Source organism: Massilia sp. NP310, assembly GCF_019443485.1.
Classification (GTDB): domain Bacteria; phylum Pseudomonadota; class Gammaproteobacteria; order Burkholderiales; family Burkholderiaceae_D; genus Telluria; species Telluria timonae.
This window is the reverse complement of record NZ_CP080379.1, coordinates 5,889,956-5,915,780: the sequence shown is the minus strand read 5'-3', so window position 1 is coordinate 5,915,780 and position 25,825 is coordinate 5,889,956. Positions and strand designations below refer to the sequence as shown.

Sequence of the window (25,825 nt, the reverse complement as noted above, 5' to 3'; positions counted from 1 at the left end):
CTGCGCAGACAGCCCCATCACAGACCTGTGGTTTACGTCAAGACGGATAATGCAGGCGTACTCGCGCCAGGTCGTCCGGCGTGTCGACGCCGCCGGGTGGCGCATCTTGTGTGACGTGCACGGCGATCGGGTAGCCGTGCCACAGCACGCGCAGCTGTTCGAGCGCCTCGATGCCTTCGAGCGGCGAGACGTCCAGCTTCGGATAGGCTTGCAGGAAGGCGTTGCTGTAGGCGTAGAGGCCGATGTGGCGCAGCGGCGCGTAGCCGGCAGGCAGGGAATCCTGGGTGGCCGCGAAGGCGTCGCGGTGCCAGGGAATGGTGGCGCGCGAGAAGTAAAGCGCGCGGCCGAGCTTGTCGAGCACCACCTTGACGATGTTCGGGTTGAAGACCTCGGAGGTGTCGAGGATCGGATGCGCACAGGTGGCCATCGGCGTGTGGGCGTCGATGCGGGCGGCGCAGGCCGCCAGCAGCGCCGGATCGATCAACGGCTCGTCGCCCTGCAGGTTGACCACGACTTCATCCTGGCCCAGGCCCAGCACCTGCGCCACTTCGGCGATGCGGTCGGTGCCGGACGGGTGATCGGCGCGCGTGAGCACCGCGGAGACGCCATGGGCGGCGCAGGCGGCGGCGATGTCTTCATGGTCGGTGGCGACGATGATGCGCGCCGCGCCGGATGCGCGCGCGCGTTCGGCCACGCGCACCACCATGGGTTTACCGCCCAGGTCGGCCAGCGGCTTGTTCGGCAGGCGGGTCGAGGCCAGGCGCGCCGGGATGATGACAGTGAAGTTCATCTGTAACCCGTCATGCCGGTTCGATCTTGCGCGCCTGGTCGGCCCACATGATCGGGATGCCGTCGCGGATCGGGTACGCCAGGCGGTCGGCGCGGCAGGTCAGTTCCTGCGCCTTTTTGTCGAGTTCAAGCGGTCCCTTGCACAACGGGCAGACCAGGATATCAAGCAAGCGAGCGTCCACGACATTTCTCCACGATTTGTTCGGCCAGTGCAGGGTCGAGCTGCGCCGTGACCGGCACGACCCACAGGCGTGGATCGTTCTTCAGATGATCAATTTGCCGACATTTTACTGCATCCTTCTCGGTGATCAGGATGACATCGGCATCGACCCCGGCAAACGGGTCGTCCATGAAGTCGTGATGGTCGGGCAAAGGCAGCTCGCCGACCGCCAGGCCGGCCGCGCGCAGCATGGCGAAGAAGCGTCCCGGATTGCCGATGCCGGCGGCGGCCACGATGCGTTTATCCGTTAATCGGGCGAGCGGCACCGACTGGCCGCCCTGCAGCGGCTCGGCATGGTCGCCGGCCAGGCGCATGCGCCACGGTTGTCCGCCGACCGCCCGGGCCAGGCCGGGCGTGATCTCGGGCGCATTGACGACCGTGAAGTCGCGCCGGCGCGACGGCGGTTCGCGCAGGGGACCGGCCGGCAGCAGCCAGCCATTGCCGACGCCGCGGCCGTCGAACAGCACGATCTCGACGTCGCGCGCCAGCGCGTAGTGCTGCAGGCCGTCGTCGGCGATCAGCACGTCGACCCCGGGATGCGCCGCCAGCAACGCCCTGCCCGCCTCGACGCGGCGGCGACCGACCACGACCGGGCACCCGGCGCGGGCCGCGATCAGGAGCGGCTCGTCGCCGACGGCGCGCGGATCGGACTGCGGGGCGACCTCCAGGGCCGCGCCTTCCTGGCCGCCATGGCCGCGCGAGATCACGCCGGGATTCAGGCCGGCCGCGCGCAGGCTCTCGGCCAGCCAGATCGTCAGCGGCGTCTTGCCGGTGCCGCCGATGAAGATATTGCCGACCACGATCACCGGCACCGGCAGGCGTTCGGCGCGCTTCAGGCCGGTGCGAAACAGCAGGCGGCGCAGGCCGGCCAGCAGGCGAAACAGCAGCGCCAGCGGCAGGAGCAGCAAGGCCAGGGGCCCGCGCCGGAGCCAGGCGCGGGTCAGGGTCGATTCGAGTCGGGAAGCCATGCGGAAAGAAAAACGGCGCGCAGCGTGCGCGCCTTGGGGATTATTTGGCGGCGCCGGTCTGGGCCGCGAAGGTCAGCTTGTCGTAGCCGGCCACGCGCGCCGCTTCCAGCACGTTGATGACCATCTGGTGCATCGCGAACTGGTCGGCGTTGACGATGATCACCGGGCTGGCCACCACCTGGCCGTCGGGCGTGCGCGCGGCGTTCTTCATGTCCTGGGCCAGGCCGGCCACGCTGTGGAAGGTCACCGGCGTATTGTTGACCGTGTAGTTGCCCTTGGCGTCGACCGTCACGTTGATCTCGAACGGCTTCTCCGCCTGCTTCTCGGCCTCGGCGGTCGGCAGGGTGATCTGCAGCTCGGTGAACTTGCTGTAGGTGGTCGAGACCATCAGGAAGATCAGGACCACCAGCAGCACGTCGATGAACGGGATCAGGTTGATCTCCGGCTCTTCGCGCTTGCGGCCGCGGCGAAAGTCCATCATTTGCGGGCACCGTGGACGACGTCGACCAGTTTCACCGCCTGCAGTTCCATCTCGACGATATAGGTGTCGACCAGGTTGCGGAAGTGGCGGTAGAACACCAGGGCCGGCATCGCGATCGCCAGGCCGAAGCCGGTGTTGTACAGCGCCACCGAGATGCCGTGCGCCAGTTGCGCCGGATTGTTGCCGCCGGTCGGGGTCGAGGCGCCGAAGATCTCGATCATGCCGACCACCGTGCCGAACAGGCCCATCAGCGGCGCCAGCGAGGCGATGGTGCCGAGCGTGGTGAGGAAGCGTTCCAGGTTCTGGGCCACGCCGCGGCCGGCCTCTTCGATCGACTCCTTCATCACGTCGCGCGGGGCGTCGACGTTGCGCAGCGCCGCGGCCAGCACGGTGCCCAGGGGCGAGTTCTGTTCCAGCTTGTCCACCACGTCGGGCGTCACCTTGCCGCTGCGGTAGACGCGGATGACTTCATCGAGCAGGTTGCGGGGCAGGATCTTCTCGCGGCGCAGGGTGATCAGACGTTCGACGATGAGGGCGACGGCGACGATCGACGCGATCAGCAGGAACCAGATGGGCCAGCCTGCGGCTTGAAAAATGGCGAGCAAGAGATACTCCTGAGAGGAAAAAGATCAATTCGGCAATGTAGCAAGTTGGCAGCAAAGCGGCAAGTAGAGTTCTTCACATCTTCTGTGGATAAAATTGTGCGCAATGGCCGCGAGGTGGAACAAGTACCTTGATTTGTAAGGGCTTTCTGCGCCTGCGCAAGAAAATGGCAGTCTCATGACTTGGCTCAACCGGGCCCGGGCTCAACCAGTTACTCACTGGCATCGTGTAGTTGCGAACAAATTCTGTGGACAAAATTGTGCGCAAGGGTAGCCGGACTCGACTAAGTAACTGATTCCAGACGATTTTATTGTTGAGCCTAAATTCCGGGCAGCCGAACCCGGCTGTACTTTGGCTGCGATCAGGTGAGGTTCCGCACACTTTTTGTGGACAAAAGTGTGAGCAATGGGCACTTTATGACCGTAAGCCTTTGATTTACCTCAATAAAACACCGCTGCTTAAAATATTGGCATACAGCACTTTTTGCCAACAAAAGGTGCCTGAGTGGCGCTTTCTGCCTCGTTTGTTTGGCCTCCGGGGCACCGGTGCACACATTATTCGTTATCTGCACAATTTTTGTGGATAAGAATGTGAGGAAGGTCAAACTTTACTACTTAAGTGCTTGATTTGATTGACATTAGATCAGACTGCCTCAAGAACAGGCAGCGGAGAACGCAACATGTTCAGCTCGACAAAGGGCACGGTAGTCCACGCCGCTGACCTGGACACGACGCCAAATGTTTGCACAGATTCTGTGGACAACTTTGTGATCAAGCTTCCGGCTAGGGGGTTAAGTCATTGATTCGTAACAATTCTACTTATCCTGCCCAATCGCTGCGCACTCCCTCTTCGCGCGGCTGAGTTCCCCACAGTTTTTGTGGATAAACCGCTCTCAAACGACATTACCCAACATCCAAGCCATTGATTTAAAAGGGTTTTCAATAGATTGCATTGAAAAGCAGCAACATTGATCGGATCCGGGCCGCGGCGTGGAAACCACTTGCCATCCGCCGATAGGGGATAATGATCGCTTTCGCCATTTTCGCCAACCCGCCATGCAAGCACCGAACGACGCCGATCCAGCCTTCACCGCCCCCGCCGTCCTGAGCGTCACCGCCCTGAACCAGCAGGTGGCGCGCCTGCTGGAGCGCTCGTTCCCGCTGGTGTGGATAGGCGGCGAGATCTCCAACTTTACCCGGGCCGCCTCCGGCCACTGGTATTTCACGCTGAAGGACGACGCGGCCCAGGTGCGCGCCGTGATGTTCCGCAGCCGCGCGCAGATGGCCGGCTTTACCCCGCGCGAAGGCGACAAGGTCGAGGTGCGCGCCTTGGTCACCCTGTACGGCGCGCGCGGCGACTACCAGATCAACGTCGAGGCGATCCGCCGCGCCGGCGTGGGCCAGCTCTACGAAGCCTTCCTGCGCCTGAAGGAAAAGCTGGCCGCGCAAGGCCTGTTCGACGCCGACCGCAAGCGCGCGCTGCCGCTGTTCGCGCGCAGCATCGGCATCGTCACCAGCCCGCAGGCCGCCGCGCTGCGCGACGTGCTGACCGCCCTGCGCCGGCGCGCCCCGCACGTGCGGATCGTGCTCTACCCTGCCCCGGTCCAGGGCCAGTTCGCGGCCGACAAGATCGCCGAAGCCATCATGACCGCCTCGCGCCGCGCCGAGGTGGACGTGCTGCTGGTCTGCCGCGGCGGCGGCTCGATCGAGGATTTATGGAGCTTCAACGAGGAATGCGTGGCGCGCGCCATCGACGCCTGCGCGATCCCCGTGATCTCGGGCGTCGGCCACGAAACCGACGTCACCATCGCCGACTTCGCCGCCGACGTGCGCGCCGCCACGCCGACGGCCGCCGCCGAACTGGCCGCCACGCCGCGCGCCGACTGGCTGGCCTCGCTCGAAGGCGACGCCCTCGACCTGCAGCGCGCGATGGAGCGCCGCCTGCACGACGCCAGCCAGGGCCTCGACAACCTGAGCCGGCGGCTGCTCAGCCCCTCGGCCCAGATCGGCCACCAGCGCCTGAAACTGCTGTCGCTGGCCACCGCCATGACGCACGCCGTCAAGCTCCCGGTGAACCGCCACGGCCTGCTGCTCGCCCAGCTGCAGCAACGCTGGTCGCGCCACCGTCCCGACATGCGCGCCCTGCGCGCACGCTTGGCGTCGGACAGCCGTCACCTGAACGCCAGCCTGTGCAGCCAGGTCAGGGCGCGGCGCGAAGCGCTGAACGCCCTTGCCGCCCAGCTCGAGCTGCTCAACCCGCAGCGCACGCTGGAGCGCGGCTATGCCATCGTGCGCGACGCCAAGGGCCAGATCGTGCGCGACCCGGCCCAGATCCATGCGCGCGACACGCTGACGGTGAAGCTGGCCAATGGCAGCGCCGAGGTGGGCGTGGCCCAGGTCCAGAGCGTCCTCGAGTGAATCCGGATCGGTTGCCGGGCCTGCAAGAAATGCAAGCCTGCAACGTTGCTCCATATTGCGTAGAATAACGGCGCTATAAGAACAGCAACCTTTCCCAACCACTAAGGAATCGCACAATGGAACACACCCTGCCGCCGCTGCCGTATGCCAAGGACGCCCTGCAACCGCACATCTCGGCCGAGACCCTGGAATACCACCACGGCAAGCACCACCAGACCTATGTGACCAACCTGAACAACATGATCAAGGGCACCGAGTTCGAGAACCTGTCCCTGGAAGAGATCATCAAGAAGTCGACCGGCGGCGTGTTCAACAACTCGGCCCAGGTCTGGAACCACACCTTCTTCTGGAACTGCATGAGCCCGAACGGCGGCGGCGCGCCGACCGGCAAGGCGCTGGACGCGATCAACGCCAAGTGGGGTTCGTTCGACAAGTTCAAGGAAGAGTTCAACAAGTCGGCACTGGGCAACTTCGGCTCGGGCTGGACCTGGCTGGTGCAAAAGGCCGACGGCAGCGTCGACATCGTCAACACCTCGGGCGCCGGCACCCCGCTGACCACCGCCGACGTGCCGCTGCTGACTGCCGACGTCTGGGAACACGCCTACTACATCGACTACCGCAATGCGCGCGCCAAGTTCCTGGACGCGTTCTGGAATGTCGTGAACTGGGAATTCGTGAACAAGAATTTCGTCTGAATGCGCTGATGGTCACGCCGGCGACGGCGTGATGCGCCGACGATCAAGGCCCGCTCGCGCGGGCCTTTTTTTATCGGACCCCAAAGCTAGTCACCGCCGCCGCCGCCGCACCCATCGCCCCCACCATCGCCGCAACCGTCGCTGCCGCCAGCGGAATCGAAAACGGCAATGCCGCCATCGCCTGTTTGCGCTTCCGGTCCTGGGTTCTTCAACAGCGCCAGGTAAGTCATTTCACTGACCAGGCCCGCACCGAACAACGCCGGCAGCGCGACATCAAACCGCGCCCACTTCTATTCCCTGGAATAGGAAGAGCAGGTCGTCATTCACCCATCGAACGCGCCAGGCTCGCTGCGGTAACGCAAGGCATCGAGCACCAATGCGAAGGCGGGCGAGGCCTGCCGCCGGCTTGGATAATAAAGATGGTAACCGGGGAAAGGCTCGCACCAGTCTTCCAGCACCCGCTGCAGAGCGCCCGTCGCGAGCTGGCGCTGCACCACGTCTTCCAGCACGAACGCCAGCCCCATCCCGGCCAGCGCCGCGTCGACCACCTGCGGGAAACCATTCAGGGTCATCTGCCCTTCCACCCGAACGACCAGCTCGCGCGTACCTTGCTTGAAATCCCACGGCAGCAGCCCGCCATGCGTGGGCAGACGCACGTTGATGCAGTCGTGGCTCGTCAAATCCTGTGGCTTCACGGGCCGGGGGCGGGTGGCGAAATAGGCCGGAGACCCCACCACCGCCATCCGCACTTCGGGGCCGACAGGCACCGCGATCATATCCTTCTGCAAATGCTCTCCCAGGCGCACGCCGGCATCGAAGCGCTGCTCGACGATATCGATCATGCGGTAGTCGGTATTGATCTCCACCTTGATGTCAGGGTAGTTCGGCAGGAGCGTTGCCAGCCGCGGCAGCAGAATCCAGCTTGCCGCGTGCTCGGATGCAGTGATCCTGACATTGCCCGCAGGCTTGTCGCGCAGCTCGCTCAAGGCGGCGAGATCGTCCGCGATGCCGTCGAGTCGCGGGCCGACCGATGCCAGCAGGCGCTCGCCAGCGTCGGTCGGCGCGACCCGCCGCGTCGTCCGGGTCAGCAGGCGCACACCCAGTCGCTCTTCCAGCGCGCGGATGGTCTGGCTCAGCGCCGATTGCGAGACCCGCAGTTGCGCCGCTGCGCGCGTAAAGCTGCCTTCGCGCGCCACCATGACGAAGGCCGTCAGGTCATTCAGATTCTCTCGCATTACTCATAAGGGAAGCTAATAAGGACACGTCGATTATAGCGAGATGCCCAAAAGACATTGATAAGTTGAGCTAATAACGCCATGCACAATTAAGCGGCTAATCAAGGGGCAATCGTGCCCGGTACAGTACACCGGCAGATTGCAGCTTACTGACAAGGATTCGACCATGGACCATGTGACACTCAATAACGGGCTCAGAATGCCCATCCTCGGCTTCGGCGTTTTCCAGATTCCCGACCCGGCGGAATGCGAACGCGCGGTCATCGACGCGATCGCGTCCGGCTACCGCCTGATCGACACCGCGGCGTCGTACCTGAACGAAGCCGCGGTCGGCAACGGCATCAGGAATGGCGGCGTCGCCCGCGACGAGCTGTTCGTCACCAGCAAACTGTGGGTTCAGCACGCGGGCTACGAACGTACCCGCGAGGCCATCGACCAATCCCTGCAACGCTTGCGCCTGGACTACCTCGACCTGTACCTGATCCACCAGCCATTCGGCGACGTCCACGGTGCCTGGCGCGCGATGGAGGAAGCGCAGCGCGCCGGCAAACTGCGCGCCATCGGCGTGAGCAACTTCCAGCCCGACCGCCTGATGGACATCATCGCCTTCAACGAGATCAAGCCGGCGCTGAACCAGATCGAGGTGCATCCCTTCCATCAGCAGGAAGAGAGCGCCGCCTTCATGGCCGAGAACGGCATACAGGCCCAGGCCTGGGCGCCGTTTGCGGAAGGCAGGAACGGCTTGTTCGAGCACCCGGACCTGGCGGAGATCGCGGCCAGGCACGGCAAGTCCATCGGCCAGGTCGTGCTGCGCTGGCTTGTCCAGCGCAATATCGCGTCACTGGCCAAGACCGTGCGCCGCGAGCGGATGCGGGAAAACCTGGACGTGTTCGATTTCGCGCTGGACGGCGACGACATGGCCGCCATCGCGGCGCTGGAAACCGGCGCCAGCAGCTTCTTCTCGCATCGCGACCCGGCGATCGTGAAGTGGATGAGCGAACGCCGGCTCGGGATCTAGGCGATGATCGAGCGACTGCTGGCGCCGTGCGCCCTCCTCTTCTGCATCGGCGTCGCGAGCGCCGCCGAGAACCCATCGCCGGACGTGACGATCATTCGCAACGGCTCGCGGCCGGCCGTCGCGGGGCCGGAGCAGAACTTCACGGGCGCGGTCCGCGTCGATTCCGCGTTCCGTGCCCCGGCGCCCGGCCGTTCGAGCGGTGGCGTGGTCTCCTTCGCGCCGGGCGCGCGCACCGCATGGCACGTGCATCCACTGGGGCAGACGCTGATCGTCACCGAAGGCGCCGGACGGGTGCAGCAATGGCAGGGTCCGGTCGAGGAAATCCGGCCGGGCGACGTCATCTGGATTCCCGCCGGCGTGAAGCACTGGCATGGTGCGAGCCCGACCCAGGCGATGCGCCATGTGGCGATCACGGAATCGCTGGACGGCACATCGACGGTATGGATGGAAAAAGTCGGCGACGCCGCTCCCGACGCAAGCGCCCCCGGCCCGTTAGCCACGCCGGCACAACGCATGTATGGGGACATCGCGCCGAAACTGGCCGATCTCACCGACAGGGTGCTCTACGCCGACGTCTGGGAACGGCCCGGGCTGTCGAAACGCGACCGCAGCCTGGCCACCGTCAGCGCGTTGGTCGCCATGAACCGCCCCGATCAACTGCGCTCGCACTTGCGCATCGCACGCGAGAACGGCGTCACCGAAACCGAACTGGTGGAATCCATCACGCACCTGGCGTTCTATGCCGGATGGCCGAACGCGGTCACGGCAATCGCCGTCGCCAGGGAGGTGTTTGCCAAGCCCACGGGCGCGCAATGATTGCCCTGCTCAAGTCCTTCTACAGCAATCCCGATGAAAGGTTGGATATGTCGACACACACCACGAAGCACGCATCGGCTCCAGGCCGCCGGAATTTCCTGCTGGCGGCGGGCAGCCTGGCCGCGGCGCCGCTCGCGGGCGATGCCCTGGCCCAGGCAGGCGCCAGCAGCGGCGCACCGGCGCGCGCCGCGGCCGGCATGCGCCGCAAGCTGGGTACGCTGGAAGTGTCCAGCATCGGCCTGGGGGTGCAGAACATGAGCCGCACCTACCAGACCACGGTTCCCAGCCGTCCGGAGATGCTGAACATCATCCGCGCCGCCCACGAGCGCGGCCTGACTTTCTACGACGCCGCCGAAGCCTATGGGCCGCATGAAGTCGAGCGCATCCTCGGCGAAGGCGTGGCGCCGTTTCGAAACGAGATCGTCATCGCGACCAAGTTCGGATGGAATATCGACCTCGAGACCGGCAAGCGCCTGCCCGGCCTGAACAGCCGGCCCGCGCATATCAGGCAGGCAGTCGAGGGCATGCTCAAACGCCTGCGCACCGACCGCATCGACCTGCTATACCAGCACCGCGTCGATCCGCAGGTGCCGATCGAGGACGTGGCCGGCGCGGTGCAGGATTTGATGAAACAGGGGAAGGTGCTGCACTGGGGACTGTCGGAAATGGGCTTGCAGACCCTGCGCCGCGCGCATGCCGCGCTGCCCGTCAGCGCCGTGCAGAGCGAGTATTCGATGCTGTGGCGCGGACCCGAGCAGAATGTGATCCCGACCTGCCGCGAACTGGGCATCGGTTTCGTTCCATGGAGCCCGCTGGGCGTGGGCTTTCTCACCGGCGCCATCGATGCCAACACCCGTTTTGCCGAGGGCGACATTCGCCGCATCGAGTCCAGGTTCGCCCCCAGCAACCTGTCCCACAACCTGGCCCTGCTCGACCTGCTCGGGCACTGGGCTCAGCGCAAGGGCGCGACGCCGGCCCAGCTGGCGCTGGCATGGCTGATGGCGCAGCAGCCGTGGATCGTGCCCATCCCCGGCACCACCCAAATGGCGCATATGGTCGAGAACCTGGGCGCCGACGCCGTGCGCTTCACGAGCGCCGAACTGGCCGAACTCGATCGCGCCGTCAGGGAGATCCAGGTGCGCGGCGCCAGGCTGCCGGATGCGGTGCAGGTCTATTCGGACGTCGAGGCGCCCGCCAGGTCTTGATCGACGCATGGTCGCCAACGAACACGAGGACAGACAATGAACAGCAACGACAACCCGTCATTCACTCGCCGCGCCTTCATGGCCGCCAGCGCCGGCGCCACCGCCGCGCTGGCGGCGCCGCTGGCCGAAGCCGCGCAAGCGCCTTCCGGTGCGCCTCCATCGGCCGTCAGCTTCGAGGTCAACGGCAAGCCACTCCGCCTCCAACTCGACACCCGCACCACCCTGCTCGATGCGCTGCGTGAACACCTGCATCTCACCGGCACCAAGAAAGGCTGCGACCAGGGCCAGTGCGGCGCCTGCACCGTGCTGGTCAACGGCGAGCGCATCAATTCGTGCCTGAGCCTGGCCGTCATGCACGATGGCGACCGCATCACCACGGTCGAAGGACTCGGCACCCCTTCGAAGCTGCACCCGATGCAGGCCGCCTTCATCAAGCACGACGGCTACCAGTGCGGCTACTGCACCCCCGGCCAGATCTGTTCGGCGGTGGCGGTGCTGTCTGAAATCGCGGCCGGCATCCCGAGCCACGCCAGCGCCGACCTGAACGCGCGGCCGCTGCTGTCGAAGGCCGAGCTGCGCGAACGCATGAGCGGCAATATCTGCCGCTGCGGCGCCTATCCCAACATCATCGATGCGATGACCGAGGTCGCGGGAGACGCCGCATGAAGTCATTCACCTATGAACGCGTCCACAGTCCGGCAGAGGCGGCGCAGGCCATGCGGCGCACGCCCGGCGCCCGTTTCATCGCCGGCGGCACCAACCTGCTCGACCTGATGAAACTGCAGATCGAGACGCCGCAACACCTCATCGACGTCAACCACATCGGACTGGACCGGATCGAGTCCGCTGCCGATGGCGGCTTGCGCATCGGCGCGCTGGTGCGCAACACCGCCCTGGCCAGCGAGCCGCGGGTGCGGCGCGACTACGCGGTGCTGTCGCGCGCGCTGCTGGCAGGCGCCTCGGGCCAGTTGCGCAACAAGGCGACCACCGCCGGCAACCTGCTGCAGCGCACCCGCTGTCCCTACTTCTACGATACCGCCCAGCAGTGCAACAAGCGCCAGCCCGGCAGCGGCTGCGGCGCCCTGCGCGGCTTCAATCGTCCCCACGCCATCGTCGGCGCCAGCCAGGCATGCATCGCCACCCATCCGAGCGACATGGCGGTGGCCATGCGCGTGCTCGATGCGGCGGTGGAGACGGTACGCCCGGACGGTGCCACGCGCACCATTCCGATCGCGGATTTCTACCGTCTCCCCGGCATGACGCCTCAACGGGACACCAACCTCGCGCCGAACGAACTGATCACGGCCGTGACGCTGCCCCGTCCCGCAGGCGGCATGCACACTTACCACAAGGTGCGCGACCGCGCGTCCTACGCCTTCGCGCTGGTGTCGGTCGCCGCCATCGTCCAGCCCGACGGCAGCGGGCGCGTCGCCGTGGGCGGCGTCGCCCACATGCCGTGGCGGATCGAGGCGGCAGAGGCCGAGATGCCGCGCGGCGCCGCGGCGCTGACCGCCCGCTTGCTGGCCGATGCGGCCACCACGGAACAGAACGCCTTCAAGCTGCAACTGGTCGAGCGCACGCTGGCCACCATATTGACCGACGCGAGGACCAGCCCACGATGAAATTCCTGACTCCCGCCACCCGCAACCCGATCGACCGCCTGAACGTGGTCGGCAAGCCGACCGCGCGCATCGAGGGACGCCTCAAGACCACCGGAACCGCGACCTACACCTATGAACACCATGCCGCCGTGCCGGATGCGGCCCATGGCTACATCGTCGGCACCGGCATCGCCAAGGGACGCATCGTGGCGATCGACCTGGCCCAGGCGAAGTCCGCGCCGGGCGTGCTCGGCATCGTCACGGCGGACAACGCCGGCAAGCTCGGCGTCGGCCAGTTCTACGTGGCGCGGGTCCTGGCCGGCCCCGAGGTGCAGCACTACCACCAGGCGGTGGCGATCGTGGTCGCCGAAACCTTCGAACAGGCGCGCGCGGCGGCCCAGCTGGTGCGCGTGCGGTACGCACGGACCGACGGCAAATTCAGCCTGGCGCAAGCGAAAAGCACACCGCTGCCGCCCGGGCCGGGCATGGACACGGCGGCAGGCGATTTCGATTCCGCCTTCGCCAGCGCCCCGGTCACGCTCGACCAGCACTACACGACGCCCGACCATTCGCACGCGATGATGGAGCCGCATGCGGCAATCGCGTCCTGGAAGGGGGACAAACTGACGCTCTGGAATGCGATCCAGCTGGTGAGCTGGGGCATGCGAGACCTGTCGCGCACGCTCGGCATCCCGCGCGAGAACATCCGCATCGTGTCTCCCTACATCGGCGGTGGTTTCGGCGGCAAGGCCTCGGTCCTGGCCGACGCCGTGCTGGCCGCCGTTGCCGCGCGGCTGGTGGGACGGCCGGTCAAGGTCACCCTGCAGCGCCACCTGATGTTCAACAACACCTCCCACCGCCCCGCCACCATCCAACGCATCCGGCTCGGCGCGGGGCGCGACGGCAAGCTGACCGCGATCGGCCACGAAAGCTGGTCCGGCAATCTCGGCTCGCTGCCCGAACGGGCGACGCTGCCGACCCGCCTGCTGTACGCGAGCGCCGACCGCATCACGCGGCTGCGCGTGTCCCATCTCGACCTGGCCGAGGGCAATGCGATGCGCGCGCCAGGCGAAACGCCAGGCCTGATGGCGCTCGAAGTCGCGATGGACGAGATGGCCGAGAAGCTGGGCCTGGACCCGGTCACCTTCCGCATCCTCAACGACACCCAGGTCGACCCCGAGGTGCCCGCCAGGCCGTTCTCGACGCGCCAGCTGGTGCGGTGCATGCAGACGGGAGCAGATCGATTCGGCTGGGACCGGCACAACGCCAGGCCGGGCGCCCGGCGCGAGGGCCACTGGCTCATCGGGATCGGCATGGCCGCGGGCATCCGCGGCGGGCGCGCCATGAAGTCGGCGGCTAGCGTGCGACTGGACCGCCAGGGCCGGATCACGGTAGAGACGGACATGACCGACATCGGCACCGGCAGCTACACGATCATTGCACAAACGGCGGCCGAAATGATGGGTGTCGGGATCGACAAGGTAACGGTGCTGCTGGGCGACTCGGCGTACCCGGAAGGCGCGGGCTCCGCCGGCCAGTTTGGCGCGGCCTCGTGCACGGCCGGCGTGTACGCGGCCTGCGTCAAGCTGCGCGGCCTGGTTGCAGAGCGGTTGGGACTGGGCACTACCGACATCGAGTTCAGCGGCGGCCGCGTACGGGCCGGCGGCACGAGCAGGCCGCTGGCAGACGCCGTCGATGCGGGAGAGTTGCAGGCCGAAGACGTGATGGAAATCGGGGAACTCGGCAAGCAGTATGCCCAGCAGACGTTCGCGGCCCACTTCGTCGAGGTGGGCGTGCATGCGGGCACCGGAGAAATCCGGGTGCGCCGCATGCTGGCCGTGTGCGCCGCCGGCCGCATCATCAATCCGCTCGCTGCGCGCAGCCAGATCATTGGCGGCATGACGATGGGCGTCGGCGCGGCGCTGATGGAAGACCTGGTGGTCGACAAGCAGGTCGGCTTCTTCGTCAACCACGACCTGGCCGGCTACGAAGTGCCGGTGCATGCCGACATCCCGGAGCAGGAAGTGATCTTCCTGGACGAGGTCGATCCCACGGTGGGGCCGTTGAAAGCGAAAGGTGTGGGCGAACTCGGTATCTGCGGGACGCCGGCAGCCGTTGCGAACGCGGTCTACAACGCCACCGGCATCCGCGTGCGGGAGTATCCGATCACGCTCGACAAGCTGCTGCCGAAGCTGCCCAGGATGGCATGAGGAGAACGCCATGAGTCAACCCGCTTCGACCCGGCGCCGCCAGTTCATGGCGACGTCCGTCCTGTCCGGCCTCGCGGTGGCGGCGCCCACTGCCGGCGCCGCCCCAGGCAGCATGCGGCGCCAGGGCGGCGACGTCCTGGTCGCCTACTTTTCACGCAGCGGCAACACCCGCGTGATCGCCGGCCAGATCCAGCGCGCACAGGCGGCGACGCTGTTCGAGATCCAGCCGGCCCGGCCCTACCCCGAGGACTATCTCGAGACGGTCGAGCAGGCCCGCCGCGAGCGCGACGGCGACGTGCGTCCGGCATTGATGGCGACCGTGCCCGACCTGGCCCGTTACCGGACCATCTACCTCGGTTTTCCGATCTGGGGCGAAACCGCGCCCCCGGTGATCCGCGCCTTCCTTGCGGCGCATGATGTCAAGGGCAAGACGATCATTCCATTCATCACACATGGCGGCTATGGCCCCGGCAACAGCCTGGCGGTGGTCGCCGCCCATGCCCGTGGTGCGCGCGTCCATGACCAGGGCCTGGTCATGGAAGCCGACCAGGAACGCCGCACGATGGAGCGGGTCAATCAATGGCTGAGCGGTCTCGGCAGCACCTAGAACAGGAAATGCAGGTCGAGCCGCTCACCGCTCAGCGCGCCATCGTAGCCCGGCAGCGTCGACAGCACCTCCCTGAACGAGCCGCCCGCCATCGCGGCCTGCGCCGACGTCAGGAGCGGCGTCTCCAGCGCGCCGGCGTCGCAAGCCAGGAAATACCGTTCGCGAATCACCGGGATGAAATCCAGATCGAAGCGCCGCGCCGCGGTTTCGACGCCGAAGCCCACGTCGGCCATGCCGCTGGCAACGTAAGCCGCCACCGCCGCGTGCGTGAATTCGGCGGTGCCGGAACGGTTGATGACGGCCGGGTCGACGCCAAGGTCGGCCAATAACAATTCGAGCAGCACCCGCGTCCCCGACCCCTTCTGGCGGTTGACGAAGCGCAGGTCCGACCGCGCCAGGTCGGCCAGGCTTGTCACGCCTTTCGGATTGCCCTTGGCCACGAACAGCCCCTGCATGCGGTACGCCAGGTGCAGCAGCGCATGGCGCTCTGGATCGAGCCAAAGCCGGTACTTGGCCGCCGCCGCTCCCTCCAGTTCTCCCACCGGCAAATGAAAGCCCGCCAGGTCGCACTCCCCGCGCGCCAGCGCCGCCACCGCGTCGCTGCTGCTGCGGTAATTGATGTCGACCGTCACGCCATGCTCGTTCAGCTGCGTCACCAGCGCGGCCACCGCGAACCCGTGCGAAGCGGTCAGGCGCAGCACCTGGGCGTCGCCGACCAATACCCGCGCCAGTTCCTGCTGCAATTCCGAGGCCAGGCTGTCGAGCATGGGGGTCAGGCGGGCGTGGATGCGGCGGTCGGCCCACATCAGCTTTTCGGCGAGCGGAGACAGCACCGTGCCCTGTCCGCGCACCTTGTGAACGAGCTCCACGCCGAACTGTCGCGAGAACTGCTGCAGCAATCCCCATGCATGGCGGTAGGACATGCCGCGCGCCGTGGCGGCCTTGCTGATCGAACCGAGCTCGCTCACCGCGAGCAACAGCCCGAGCAGCGCCGGCAGCGCGGTCGGCTGGCCGGCGGCGTCGCGCACGATCCAGTCCGGCCGTATCTCCACTCTGATCATATGCAAAATCCTTCATATTGAACACCTGCAGAACGGGTGCTACTCTGGACGGAGCAGTACATAAAAGCCGTTATATATGTTCCCATAAACATATGCAAGGCAGAGATGGAGACACCCATGAATGCACCAGATACCCTTGACCCGCGTCGCGTCATCGGCGACATCCTCGCACTCCATGCGCACAATGGCCTGCTCGGCCAGGACATGCTGCTGCCGGTGCTGCACGCCATCCAGGACCGGCTCGGCTTCATCCCGCCCGATTCGGTCGAAGGACTCGCGCAAAGCTTCAATCTCTCGCGCGCCGAGGTGCATGGCGTGATCACTTTCTACCACTACTACAAGACCACGCCGCCGGCGCGCTGCACGGTGCAGGTCTGCCGCGCCGAGGCGTGCCAGAGCATGGGCGGCGACGCCCTGCTGTCGCATGTCCAGCAAGCCCTCGGTTGCGACCTGCACGCGCATACCGCCGACGGCGGCTTCGCCCTGGAGCCGGTGTACTGCCTCGGCCAGTGCGCCACCGCGCCCGCCATCATGATCAACGACGCGGTCCACGCCCGCGTGACGCCGGCGCGTTTCGACAAGCTGGTCGCGAAAGTGGCCGCCAAGGCCAAGGAGGCAGCATGAGCGTACGCATCTACGTCCCGGCCGATTCGGCGGCGCTGGCCCTGGGCGCCGACGACGTCGCCGCCACGATTCAATGCGAGGCCGAGCGGCGCGGCATCGCGATCGACCTGGTGCGCAACGGCACGCGCGGCCTGCTGTACCTCGAACCGCTGGTCGAAGTCGAGACGCCAGGCGGGCGCATCGGCTTCGGCAACGTCGATGAAAGCGACGTGGCCGCCCTGTTCGACGCCGGTTTCCACGACGGCCAATCCACGCACCGCCTGGCGCTCGGCCTCGTCGAGCAGATTCCCTACCTGGCCCGGCAGACCCGCCTGACCTTCGCCCGCTGCGGCGTCACCGATCCGCTGTCGCTGCGCGACTACGAGGCCCATGGCGGCTACCGCGGCCTGCGCCAGGCCGTGACCATGAGCGGCGCCGACATCGTCGCCGCGGTCACCGCCTCCGGCCTGCGCGGACGCGGCGGCGCCGCCTTCCCCACCGGGATCAAGTGGAACACGGTGCTGCGCGCGCCCGGCCACCAGAAATACATCGTCTGCAATGCCGACGAAGGCGATTCCGGCACCTTCGCCGACCGCATCATCATGGAAAGCGATCCCTTCGTCCTGATCGAAGGCATGACGATCGCCGGCCTCGCGGTCGGCGCCACGCGCGGCTTCATCTACGTGCGCAGCGAGTATCCGCATGCGATCGCCGCGCTGAATCACGCGATTCAAACGGCCACGCGCGCGGGCCTCCTCGGCCCCAACGTCGCCGGCAGGGGCCGCGCCTTCGAGCTCGAGGTGCGCAAGGGCGCCGGCGCCTATATCTGCGGCGAAGAGACCGCCCTGTTGGAGAGCATCGAGGGCAAGCGCGGCGTGGTGCGCGCCAAGCCGCCCCTGCCCGCGCTCGCCGGCCTGTTCGGCCAGCCGACCGTCATCAACAACGTGCTGTCGCTGGCCTCGGTGCCGGTCATCCTCGACCAGGGCGCGCAGTATTACCAGGACTTCGGCATGGGGCGCTCGCGCGGCACCTTGCCGGTGCAACTGGCCGGCAATATCAAGAACGGCGGCCTGATCGAACTGGCGTTCGGCGCCACGCTGCGCGAGATTTTGTACGACTACGGCGGCGGCAGTGCCAGTGGCCGTCCGATCAAGGCGGTGCAGGTGGGCGGCCCGCTAGGCGCCTACCTGCCGCCATCGCAGTGGGACACCCCGCTCGACTACGAAGCCTTCGCCGCCCTGTGGGCGGTGCTGGGCCATGGCGGCATCGTGGTCCACGACGACAGCGCCGACATGGCGCAGCTGGCGCGCTACGCGATGGAGTTCTGCGCGGTCGAATCGTGCGGCAAGTGCACACCCTGCCGCATCGGCTCCACCCGCGGCGTGGAGGTGATCGACAAGATCCGCGCCAACGACGAGCGCCCGAAGCAGGTGATCCTGCTGCGCAGCCTGTGCGACACCATGCTCAATGGATCGCTGTGCGCGATGGGCGGCATGACGCCCTACCCGGTGCTGTCGGCGCTGAACCACTTCCCGCAAGACTTCGGCCAGGTGGCCGGCGACGAATTGGCCGCCTGAATGGCTGCCCAGGAGAGAAGGCAATGATCGAAACCATCCTCACCCGCGACTTTGGCACCCCGGCGAAAGAAATTAACGTCGCCACCGAGATGATCACCTTGACCATCGACGGCGTCCAGGTCACCGTCCCGGCCGGCACCTCGCTGATGCGCGCCGCGGCCGAGAACAGCATCAACATTCCCAAGCTGTGCGCCACCGACACCCTGGAGCCGTTCGGCTCCTGCCGCCTGTGCCTGGTCGAGATCGAAGGCCGCCGCGGCTATCCGGCGTCGTGCACCACGCCGGCCGAAGCGGGCATGATCGTGCGCACCCAGAGCCCCAAGCTGCAAGAAGTGCGCAAGGGCGTGATGGAGCTGTACATCTCCGACCACCCGCTCGACTGCCTCACCTGCCCCGCCAACGGCAACTGCGAGCTGCAGGACATGGCCGGCGTCACCGGCCTGCGCGAGGTGCGCTACGGCTACGAGGGCGCCAACCACCTCAAGCTCAAGAAGGACGAGAGCAATCCCTATTTCACCTTCGATTCGTCGAAGTGCATCGTGTGCAACCGCTGCGTGCGCGCCTGCGAGGAGACGCAAGGCACCTTCGCGCTGACCATCTCGGGGCGCGGCTTCGATGCGCGCGTGTCGGCCGGCCAGAACGAACCGTTCATGCAGTCCGAATGCGTCTCGTGCGGCGCCTGCGTCGAAGCCTGCCCGACCGCCACCCTCACCGAGAAATCGGTGATCTGGCTCGGCCAGGCCGAGCACAGCATCACCACGACTTGCGCCTATTGCGGGGTCGGTTGCTCGCTCAAGGCCGAGATGAAGGGCAACGAGGTGGTACGCATGGTGCCGGCCCGGGACGGCAAGGCCAACGAGGGCCATGCCTGCGTCAAGGGCCGCTTCGCCTGGGGCTACGCCACCCACAAGGACCGCATCCTGAAACCCATGATCCGCGCGAAGATCACCGACCCGTGGAAGGAAGTGTCGTGGGACGAGGCGCTCGACTATGCGGCGTCCGAATTCAAGCGCATCCAGGCCAAGCACGGCCGGGATTCAATTGGCGGCATCGTCTCGTCGCGTTGCACCAATGAAGAAGGCTATCTGGTGCAGAAGCTGGTGCGCGCGGCGTTTGGCAACAACAACGTCGACACCTGCGCCCGCGTATGCCACTCGCCGACCGGCTACGGCCTCAAGACGACGCTCGGCGAATCGGCCGGCACCCAGACCTTCAAGTCGGTCGAAAAGGCCGACGTGATCCTGGTCATCGGCGCCAACCCGACCGACGGCCACCCGGTGTTCGCCTCGCGCATGAAGAAGCGCCTGCGCCAGGGCGCGCGCCTGATCGTCATCGATCCGCGCCGCATCGACCTGGTCAAGTCGCCGCACATCCGCGCCGACTACCACTTGCAGCTGCGGCCCGGCACCAACGTCGCGATGATCAGCGCGCTGGCCCACGTGATCGTCACCGAAGGCCTGATGGCCAACGATTTCATCACCGAGCGCTGCGACCTGCGCGCCTTCGCGCAGTGGCGCGCCTTCGTCGCCCAGCCCGAGAACTCGCCGGAAGCGATGGAAGCGATCACCGGCGTGCCGGCGCAGCAGGTGCGCGACGCCGCCCGCCTGTATGCGCTCGGCGGCAACGGCGCGATCTTCTATGGCCTGGGCGTGACCGAGCACGCGCAGGGCTCGACCGCCGTCATGGGCATCGCCAACCTGGCCATGGTCACCGGCAACGTCGGCCGCCCCGGGGTGGGCGTCAATCCGCTGCGCGGGCAGAACAATGTGCAGGGTTCGTGCGACATCGGCTCGTTCCCGCACGAGCTGCCGGGCTACCGCCACGTCTCGGACACCACCGTGCGTACCCTGTTCGAGCAAGCCTGGGGCGTGCCGCTGCAGGCCGAACCGGGGCTGCGCATCCCGAACATGTTCGAAGCGGCCCTCGACGGCAGCTTCATGGGCCTGTATTGCCAGGGCGAGGATATCGTGCAATCCGACCCGAACACCCAGCACGTCACCGCGGCGCTCGAGGCGATGGAGTGCATCGTGGTGCAGGACATCTTCTTGAACGAGACCGCCAAGTATGCCCACGTGCTGCTGCCCGGTTCCTCGTTCCTGGAAAAGGACGGCACGTTCACCAATGCCGAACGCCGCATCTCGCGCGTGCGCAAGGTGATGCCGCCGCGGGCCGGCTATGCCGACTGGGAAGTCACGGTGGCGCTGTCGAACCGGCTGGGCTATCCGATGAACTACCGCCACCCGTCCGAGATCATGGACGAGATCGCGCGCCTGACGCCGACCTTCAGCGGCGTGAGCTACCGCCGCCTCGATGAACTGGGCAGCATCCAGTGGCCCTGCAACGACGAGGCGCCGGAAGGCACGCCGACCATGCACGTCGACGGCTTCGTGCGCGGCAAGGGCCGCTTCATCATCACCCAGTACGTCGCCACCGACGAGAAGGTGACGCGCAAGTATCCGCTGATCCTGACCACCGGCCGCATCCTGTCGCAGTACAACGTCGGCGCGCAGACGCGCCGCACCGAGAACGTGCGCTGGCACGCCGAGGACCGGCTCGAGATCCACCCGCACGACGCCCAGGAGCGCGGCATCGAGGATGGCCAGTGGGTCGGCATCCACAGCCGCGCGGGCGAGACCGTGCTGCGCGCGATGGTCACCGAGCGCATGCAGCCGGGCGTGGTCTACACCACCTTCCACTTCCCCGAATCGGGCGCCAACGTCATCACGACCGAGAACTCCGACTGGGCGACCAACTGCCCCGAATACAAGGTCACGGCGGTGCAGGTGATGCCGGTCCAGCAGCAGTCGGACTGGCAGCTGGAATACGCCCGCTTCAACCAGATGCAGCTGGGCCTGGCGGAGCCGGTCGCATGACGTGCGCGCTCGATATGGATGCGGATACCGGCGTGCAGGCGCCGGTCCAGCGCTTCCCGAGCGCCTGCATGACGGTGACGCGCATGCACGGCGGCGCCTTGCGCAGCGCCCAGGACGAGCTGGCCGAGGAAGTGCCGGTCGCGCTCGAGTACAACGGCGTCTCGCACGCGGTGATGCTGGCCACGCCCGCCGACCTGGAAGAGTTTGCGCTCGGCTTCTCGCTGAGCGAAGGCATCATGGCCTCGCCCGCCGAATGCTATGGCGTCGAGATCGAACACGCTGCAAGCGGCATCACCGCCCACATCGACCTCGCCGCCGGCGCTTTCATGCGCCTCAAGGAGCGGCGGCGCAGCCTGGCCGGCCGCACCGGCTGCGGCCTGTGCGGGGTCGACAGCCTGGCCCAGGTGGTGCGTCCCCTGCCCTGGCTGGCGCCGACGCGGGCGCTGTCCGGCGCGGCGATCCGGCGCGCCCTGCTCGATGCCAGGGCCCAGCAGCCGCTCAATCGCATCACCGGCGCCACCCATGCGGCCATCTGGTGCGGCCGTGACGGCATGCCGCGCGCGGCGTTCGAGGACGTCGGCCGCCATAATGCGCTCGACAAGCTGATCGGGGGGCTGCACATGAATGGCGCCGATCTCGCCGACGGTTTTTGCGTGATCACCAGCCGCGCCAGCGTCGAGATGGTGCAGAAGGCCGCCACCGTCGGCATCGGCGCCCTGGTCGCCATTTCCGCACCCACCGCCCTCGCCGTGCGCACCGCGCTCGGCTGCGGCCTGACCCTGGTCGCCTTCGCCCGCGGCGACGACTTCGTCGCCTACGCCCACGGCGCCAACATCGCTATGGAGTCCGCATGAACATCGACAACCTGGTCACCATGGCCAACCAGATCGGCACCTTCTTCGCGTCCTACCCGGATCCCCGGGAAGGGCGCACCGAGATCGCCAACCACCTGCAGCGCTTCTGGGCGCCGCGCATGCGCAGCCGGCTGTTTTCGCACATCGACGACACCCAGGGTGAGGGACTCAGCCCGATGGTGATCGAGGCCTTGCTGGAACACCGGCGCGAGCACATGCCGCCGCCGCCGCCGGGTGGCGACGCCGGCTGATGTCCCACGTCCCGCGGCCCAGGCGCGTCATTCCCGCGTAGGCGGGAATGACGTTCTTGCATTACGGGACTAGCGTGGAGCGAGACTGGATGAACAGGATCAAGCCTGCGCCGTCTCGAGCTGCGCCAGCCGCGCGCGCAGCTTGCGTTCTTCTCCCCAGCGTTCGGTCTCGTCGCGCACCAGGGCGACGATCGCCGACACTTCCCCGCCCGGCCCGTGCAATAGCGCCACCGTGAAGGCGATCGACAGTGGCTTGTCTTCCTTGTGCACAGCCGGCACCCGCAATACGTCGGCGCCATAGCGCGTCTCGCCCGTGGCCATGGTCTTGTGATAGCCGTCCCAGTGCCGCTGGCGTTGGCGCTGGGGGATGATCAGGTCCAGCGACTGTCCGATCGCCTCGCCTTCGGTGAAGCCGAAGATGCGCGTGGCGGCGGCGTTCCAGAACGTGATGTCGCCTTTCGCGTCGCAGACGATGACGCCGTCGCCCAGCGCCTGCAGCAGTTGTTGAAAATCGATGTCGGCTTGCATGCTTGTCTCCCCCATAAAAAAACAGGTGCGCGTCGCACACCGCCGACGCGCACCAGACGCTCGTTTTATCCAGCCAGGCCCGTGATCACACCACCCGCTTCTCGTGCAGCGCCGCGATCTCCTTGCTGCTGTAGCCCAGGCCTTCCAGCACCTCGTCGGTGTGTTCGCCCAGCAGCGGCGAACCCTTGATCTCGACCTTCATATCCGAGAACTTGATGGGGCTGCCCACGGTCAGGTACGTGCCCCGTTCCTTGTGCTCGACCTCGGCGATCGTGCCGCTGGCGCGCAGCGATGGATCGGCGGCGATTTCCTTCATCGACAGCACTGGCGAGCAGGGAATGTCGAACTTGCGCAGGATGTCGACCGCTTCGAACTTGGTCTTGTCCTTCAGCCATTCCTCGATCGTGCCGAAGATGTCGAAGATCTTGTCCTGGCGCGCGATGGCGGTCGTGTAGGCCGGGTCGTCGATCCACTCTTCCTTGCCGATCGCCCTGCAGATCGGCGCCCAGGCATGGCCCTGGATGGTGAAGTAGATATAGGCGTTGGGGTCGGTCTCCCAGCCCTTGCACTTGAGCACCCAGCCCGGCTGGCCGCCGCCGCCGGCGTTGCCGCCGCGCGGCACGACGTCGGAGAACTTGCCGTGCGGGTACTGCGGATACTCTTCCAGGTAGCCGACCCGGTCCAGGCGCTGCTGGTCGCGCAATTTCACACGGCACAGATTCAGCACGCTGTCCTGCATCGACACCGCCACCTTCTGGCCCTTGCCCGTGGTGTCGCGCGCACGCAGGGCGGTCAGGATGCCGATCGCCAAGTGCATGCCGGTATTGCTGTCGCCCAGGGCGGCGGCGCTGACGGTCGGTGGGCCGTCGTCGAAACCGGTGGTGGACGCCGCGCCGCCGGCGCACTGCGCCACGTTTTCATAGACCTTCAGGTCTTCGTAGTGGTGACCGTCGCTGAAGCCCTTCACCGAGGCCACGATCATGCCCGGGTTCAGTTCCTTGATGTGCTCCCAGGTGAAGCCCATGCGGTCGAGCGCGCCCGGACCGAAGTTCTCGACCAGCACGTCCGACTCCTTGATCAGCTTGGTCAGGATTTCCTTGCCTTCGGGCGTCTTGGTGTCGAGCGTCAGCGAGCGCTTGTTACTGTTGAGCATGGTGAAATACAGGGCGTCGACGCCGGGGATGTCGCGCAACTGCGAACGCGTGACGTCGCCCGCGCCGGGACGCTCGACCTTGATCACGTCGGCGCCGAACCAGGCCAGCAACTGGGTGCAGGCAGGACCGGCCTGGACGTGGGTGAAGTCGATGATCTTGATGCCTTCGAGTGGTTTGCTCATGATGTCAGTCTCCTTTGTTCAGTCGATATTGCGGGCCCCGCCGGCGGCCTCGTGGGCGCCGGCGGTCGTGCGTGTCGCTGGCTGTTCACTTCTTTGCGTTGCTTTGCGGATTCAGATTGGTCAGGCGGCCGCTCTCGGTGCCGGCGGTCTCGTCGATCACGGCATTGATCAGGGCGGGCTTGCCGGCCGCGATTGCCTCGGCTAACGCCCGGGTCAGCTCTTCCGGGGTGGTGGCGTGGTAGCCGATGCCGCCGAAGGCCTCGATCATCTTGTCGTAGCGGGCGTTCTTGACGAACACGGTCGGCGCGACGTCCTTGCCGCCGGTCGGGTTGACGTCGGTGCCGCGGTAGACGCCGTTGTTGTTGAAGATGATGGTCGTCACCGGCAGCTCGTAGCGGCAGATCGTCTCGAGCTCCATGCCACTGAAGCCGAAGGCGCTGTCGCCTTCGATCGCGACCACCGGCTTGCCGCTGACGACGGCCGCGCCGATCGCGTAGCCCATGCCGATGCCCATGATGCCCCAGGTGCCGGAGTCGAAACGCTTGCGCGGCTGGTACTGGTCGACGATGCTGCGCGCATAGTCCAGGGTATTGGCGCCCTCGTTCACCAGGTTGATGTCCGGATGCTGCTTGAGCACGTCGCGGATGGCGCGCAGGGCGGTGTGGAAGTTCATCGGCGCCGCGTCACGGTTGAGGAGCGCCGCCATCTTGGCCGTGTTCTGCTCCTTGCGTTCGGCGATCGGGCCGAGCCATTCCGCGTCCGGCTTCGCGATGCCGGCGCCGTCGAGCCCGTCGAGCAAGGCCGCCACGCAGGAGCCGATGTCGCCGATCAGCGGCGCGGCGATCGCCACGTTGCTGTCGATCTCGGTGGGCGAGATATCGATCTGGATGAACTGCTTGGGCTTGCCCCAGGTCTTGCCCTTGCCGTGCGCCAGCAGCCAGTTGAGGCGCGCGCCGATCAGCACCACCACGTCGGCCTCGGCCAGCACGTAGGAGCGGGCCGCCGAGGCCGACTGGGCATGGGTATCCGGCAGCAGGCCCTTGGCCATCGACATCGGCAGGTAAGGAATGCCGGTGCGCTCCACCAGGGCGCGGATGTCGGCGTCGGCCTGGGCGTAGGCGGCGCCTTTGCCGAGCAGGATCAGCGGCTTCTTCGCGCCCTTGAGCAGCGCCAGCGCGCGCTGCACCGAGTCCGGGGCCGGGATCTGGCGCGGCACCGGGTCGACCACCTTGACCAGGGAGCGCTTGGCGTGGCCGGCCTCGATCGTCTGCGCCAGCAGCTGGGCCGGCAGGTCGAGATAGACGCCGCCCGGGCGGCCCGAGACGGCGGCGCGGATCGCCCGCGCGACGCCGATGCCGATGTCCTCGGCCTTGTTGATGCGGTAGGATGCCTTGGCGTAGGGCTTGGCCGCGTTCAGCTGGTCCATTTCTTCGTAGTCGCCCTGCTGCAGGTCGACGATCTCGCGTTCGCTCGACCCCGAAATCAGGATCATCGGGAAGCAGTTGGTGGTCGCGTTGGCCAGCGCCGTCAGGCCGTTGAGGAAGCCCGGCGCCGAGACCGTCAGGCAGATGCCTGGCTTTTGCGTCATGTAGCCGGCGATTGCCGCGGCGTTGCCGGCGTTCTGTTCATGACGAAAGCCGATGAAACGCATTCCTTCGGCCTGCGCCAGGCGCGCCAGGTCGGTAATCGGAATGCCGACCAGGCCGAAGATCGTATCGATGTCGTTGTGTTTTAGCGCATCGATTACCAGGTGGAAGCCGTCGGTCACGTCTACCGATACGAGGTTAGTCATTGCTGTCTCCAGTTATTGTCGATCCGGGCAGAACGCGGTGTGTATCGCCCGCAAACCATCATAGCCAGCGCGCCTGATTTGTCTC

The 25,825-nt window shown here is 66.5% G+C and carries 24 protein-coding genes; 14 read left to right on the top strand and 10 right to left on the bottom strand.

What is annotated here, in order from left to right:
* Window positions 1-37: 37 nt before the first annotated feature.
* From kdsB to KY496_RS26160, 5 genes are read right to left on the bottom strand one after another with little or no spacing between them, the layout of a single operon-like run.
* The gene (kdsB, locus tag KY496_RS26180; protein WP_219863110.1) at window positions 38-790 is read right to left on the bottom strand and encodes a 3-deoxy-manno-octulosonate cytidylyltransferase; all 753 of its coding nucleotides are present in this window, start codon (window positions 788-790) and stop codon (window positions 38-40) included.
* A gap of 10 nt (window positions 791-800) precedes the next feature.
* Window positions 801-971 (bottom strand): Trm112 family protein, encoded by a 171-nt coding sequence (locus tag KY496_RS26175; protein ID WP_005669111.1) that lies wholly within the window; start codon window positions 969-971, stop codon window positions 801-803.
* Window positions 952-1,977: a tetraacyldisaccharide 4'-kinase gene (lpxK, locus tag KY496_RS26170; protein ID WP_184234580.1), complete on the bottom strand. Its 1,026-nt coding sequence runs from the start codon at window positions 1,975-1,977 to the stop codon at window positions 952-954. The genes KY496_RS26175 and lpxK overlap by 20 nt, the downstream gene beginning before the upstream one ends.
* A gap of 40 nt (window positions 1,978-2,017) precedes the next feature.
* Complete coding sequence (locus tag KY496_RS26165; RefSeq protein WP_040777085.1) at window positions 2,018-2,455, bottom strand: biopolymer transporter ExbD; 438 nt, start codon at window positions 2,453-2,455, stop codon at window positions 2,018-2,020.
* Window positions 2,455-3,063 carry a MotA/TolQ/ExbB proton channel family protein gene (locus tag KY496_RS26160; protein WP_184234583.1) on the bottom strand — a complete coding sequence of 203 codons (609 nt, stop codon included), beginning with the start codon at window positions 3,061-3,063 and terminating at the stop codon, window positions 2,455-2,457. The genes KY496_RS26165 and KY496_RS26160 overlap by 1 nt, the downstream gene beginning before the upstream one ends.
* Before the next feature lie 1,053 nt (window positions 3,064-4,116).
* On the opposite strand from KY496_RS26160, the gene xseA reads away from it, so the two are divergent.
* Both xseA and KY496_RS26150 read left to right on the top strand, forming a co-directional pair.
* Window positions 4,117-5,478, top strand: coding sequence for an exodeoxyribonuclease VII large subunit (gene xseA / locus KY496_RS26155; RefSeq protein ID WP_219863108.1), 1,362 nt, complete (start codon window positions 4,117-4,119; stop codon window positions 5,476-5,478).
* A 116-nt stretch (window positions 5,479-5,594) separates the two neighbouring features.
* A complete protein-coding gene (locus KY496_RS26150; RefSeq protein WP_071363618.1) occupies window positions 5,595-6,173 on the top strand; it encodes a superoxide dismutase in 579 nt (192 codons plus the stop codon).
* A 323-nt stretch (window positions 6,174-6,496) separates the two neighbouring features.
* Here the strand turns inward: KY496_RS26150 and KY496_RS26145 are convergent, their stop codons facing one another.
* The gene (locus KY496_RS26145; RefSeq protein ID WP_219863106.1) at window positions 6,497-7,408 is read right to left on the bottom strand and encodes a LysR family transcriptional regulator; all 912 of its coding nucleotides are present in this window, start codon (window positions 7,406-7,408) and stop codon (window positions 6,497-6,499) included.
* Between the two features lie 166 nt (window positions 7,409-7,574).
* Between KY496_RS26145 and KY496_RS26140 the strand changes: the two genes are divergently transcribed.
* The 7 genes from KY496_RS26140 to KY496_RS26110 are packed head-to-tail and all read left to right on the top strand — an operon-like array spanning window position 7,575 to window position 14,865.
* Window positions 7,575-8,426: an aldo/keto reductase gene (locus tag KY496_RS26140; RefSeq protein WP_005669097.1), complete on the top strand. Its 852-nt coding sequence runs from the start codon at window positions 7,575-7,577 to the stop codon at window positions 8,424-8,426.
* A 3-nt stretch (window positions 8,427-8,429) separates the two neighbouring features.
* Window positions 8,430-9,242, top strand: a complete 813-nt coding sequence (locus KY496_RS26135; RefSeq protein WP_005669095.1) for a carboxymuconolactone decarboxylase family protein — start codon at window positions 8,430-8,432, stop codon at window positions 9,240-9,242.
* 47 nt (window positions 9,243-9,289) lie between these two features.
* Entirely contained in the window at window positions 9,290-10,447 is a 1,158-nt protein-coding gene (locus tag KY496_RS26130) for an aldo/keto reductase (RefSeq protein ID WP_051205148.1), read from the top strand.
* A 36-nt stretch (window positions 10,448-10,483) separates the two neighbouring features.
* On the top strand, window positions 10,484-11,113 hold the full coding sequence (gene paoA / locus KY496_RS26125) for an aldehyde dehydrogenase iron-sulfur subunit PaoA (protein WP_005669092.1): 630 nt from the start codon (window positions 10,484-10,486) through the stop codon (window positions 11,111-11,113).
* Window positions 11,110-12,069: a xanthine dehydrogenase family protein subunit M gene (locus KY496_RS26120; RefSeq protein ID WP_219863104.1), complete on the top strand. Its 960-nt coding sequence runs from the start codon at window positions 11,110-11,112 to the stop codon at window positions 12,067-12,069. The genes paoA and KY496_RS26120 overlap by 4 nt, the downstream gene beginning before the upstream one ends.
* Window positions 12,066-14,258, top strand: a complete 2,193-nt coding sequence (paoC, locus tag KY496_RS26115; protein ID WP_219863102.1) for an aldehyde oxidoreductase molybdenum-binding subunit PaoC — start codon at window positions 12,066-12,068, stop codon at window positions 14,256-14,258. The genes KY496_RS26120 and paoC overlap by 4 nt, the downstream gene beginning before the upstream one ends.
* 10 nt (window positions 14,259-14,268) lie before the next feature.
* The gene (locus KY496_RS26110) at window positions 14,269-14,865 is read left to right on the top strand and encodes a flavodoxin (RefSeq protein ID WP_219863100.1); all 597 of its coding nucleotides are present in this window, start codon (window positions 14,269-14,271) and stop codon (window positions 14,863-14,865) included.
* On the opposite strand, the gene KY496_RS26105 is transcribed toward KY496_RS26110, so the two are convergent.
* On the bottom strand, window positions 14,862-15,926 hold the full coding sequence (locus KY496_RS26105) for a substrate-binding domain-containing protein (RefSeq protein WP_005669084.1): 1,065 nt from the start codon (window positions 15,924-15,926) through the stop codon (window positions 14,862-14,864). The genes KY496_RS26110 and KY496_RS26105 overlap by 4 nt on opposite strands.
* A 117-nt stretch (window positions 15,927-16,043) precedes the next feature.
* Here KY496_RS26105 and KY496_RS26100 point away from each other — a divergent pair, with 117 nt between their 5' ends.
* From KY496_RS26100 to KY496_RS26080, 5 genes are read left to right on the top strand one after another with little or no spacing between them, the layout of a single operon-like run.
* On the top strand, window positions 16,044-16,550 hold the full coding sequence (locus tag KY496_RS26100) for a formate dehydrogenase subunit gamma (RefSeq protein ID WP_083415565.1): 507 nt from the start codon (window positions 16,044-16,046) through the stop codon (window positions 16,548-16,550).
* Entirely contained in the window at window positions 16,547-18,106 is a 1,560-nt protein-coding gene (locus KY496_RS26095; RefSeq protein WP_219863098.1) for an NADH-quinone oxidoreductase subunit NuoF, read from the top strand. Before KY496_RS26100 ends, KY496_RS26095 begins: the two co-directional genes overlap by 4 nt.
* Window positions 18,107-18,129: 23 nt before the next feature.
* On the top strand, window positions 18,130-20,979 hold the full coding sequence (gene fdhF / locus KY496_RS26090; protein ID WP_219863096.1) for a formate dehydrogenase subunit alpha: 2,850 nt from the start codon (window positions 18,130-18,132) through the stop codon (window positions 20,977-20,979).
* Complete coding sequence (gene fdhD, locus KY496_RS26085) at window positions 20,976-21,833, top strand: formate dehydrogenase accessory sulfurtransferase FdhD (protein ID WP_219863094.1); 858 nt, start codon at window positions 20,976-20,978, stop codon at window positions 21,831-21,833. Before fdhF ends, fdhD begins: the two co-directional genes overlap by 4 nt.
* Window positions 21,830-22,084 carry a formate dehydrogenase subunit delta gene (locus KY496_RS26080; RefSeq protein ID WP_219863092.1) on the top strand — a complete coding sequence of 85 codons (255 nt, stop codon included), beginning with the start codon at window positions 21,830-21,832 and terminating at the stop codon, window positions 22,082-22,084. The genes fdhD and KY496_RS26080 overlap by 4 nt, the downstream gene beginning before the upstream one ends.
* Window positions 22,085-22,183: 99 nt before the next feature.
* Here the strand turns inward: KY496_RS26080 and KY496_RS26075 are convergent, their stop codons facing one another.
* The 3 genes from KY496_RS26075 to oxc form a co-directional block, all read right to left on the bottom strand.
* Window positions 22,184-22,612 (bottom strand): PAS domain-containing protein, encoded by a 429-nt coding sequence (locus tag KY496_RS26075; RefSeq protein ID WP_184234612.1) that lies wholly within the window; start codon window positions 22,610-22,612, stop codon window positions 22,184-22,186.
* Window positions 22,613-22,697: 85 nt separating this feature from the next.
* Window positions 22,698-23,948, bottom strand: coding sequence for a formyl-CoA transferase (gene frc, locus KY496_RS26070; protein WP_005669069.1), 1,251 nt, complete (start codon window positions 23,946-23,948; stop codon window positions 22,698-22,700).
* A gap of 85 nt (window positions 23,949-24,033) precedes the next feature.
* Window positions 24,034-25,740 (bottom strand): oxalyl-CoA decarboxylase, encoded by a 1,707-nt coding sequence (oxc, locus tag KY496_RS26065; RefSeq protein WP_219863090.1) that lies wholly within the window; start codon window positions 25,738-25,740, stop codon window positions 24,034-24,036.
* Window positions 25,741-25,825 lie beyond the last annotated feature (85 nt).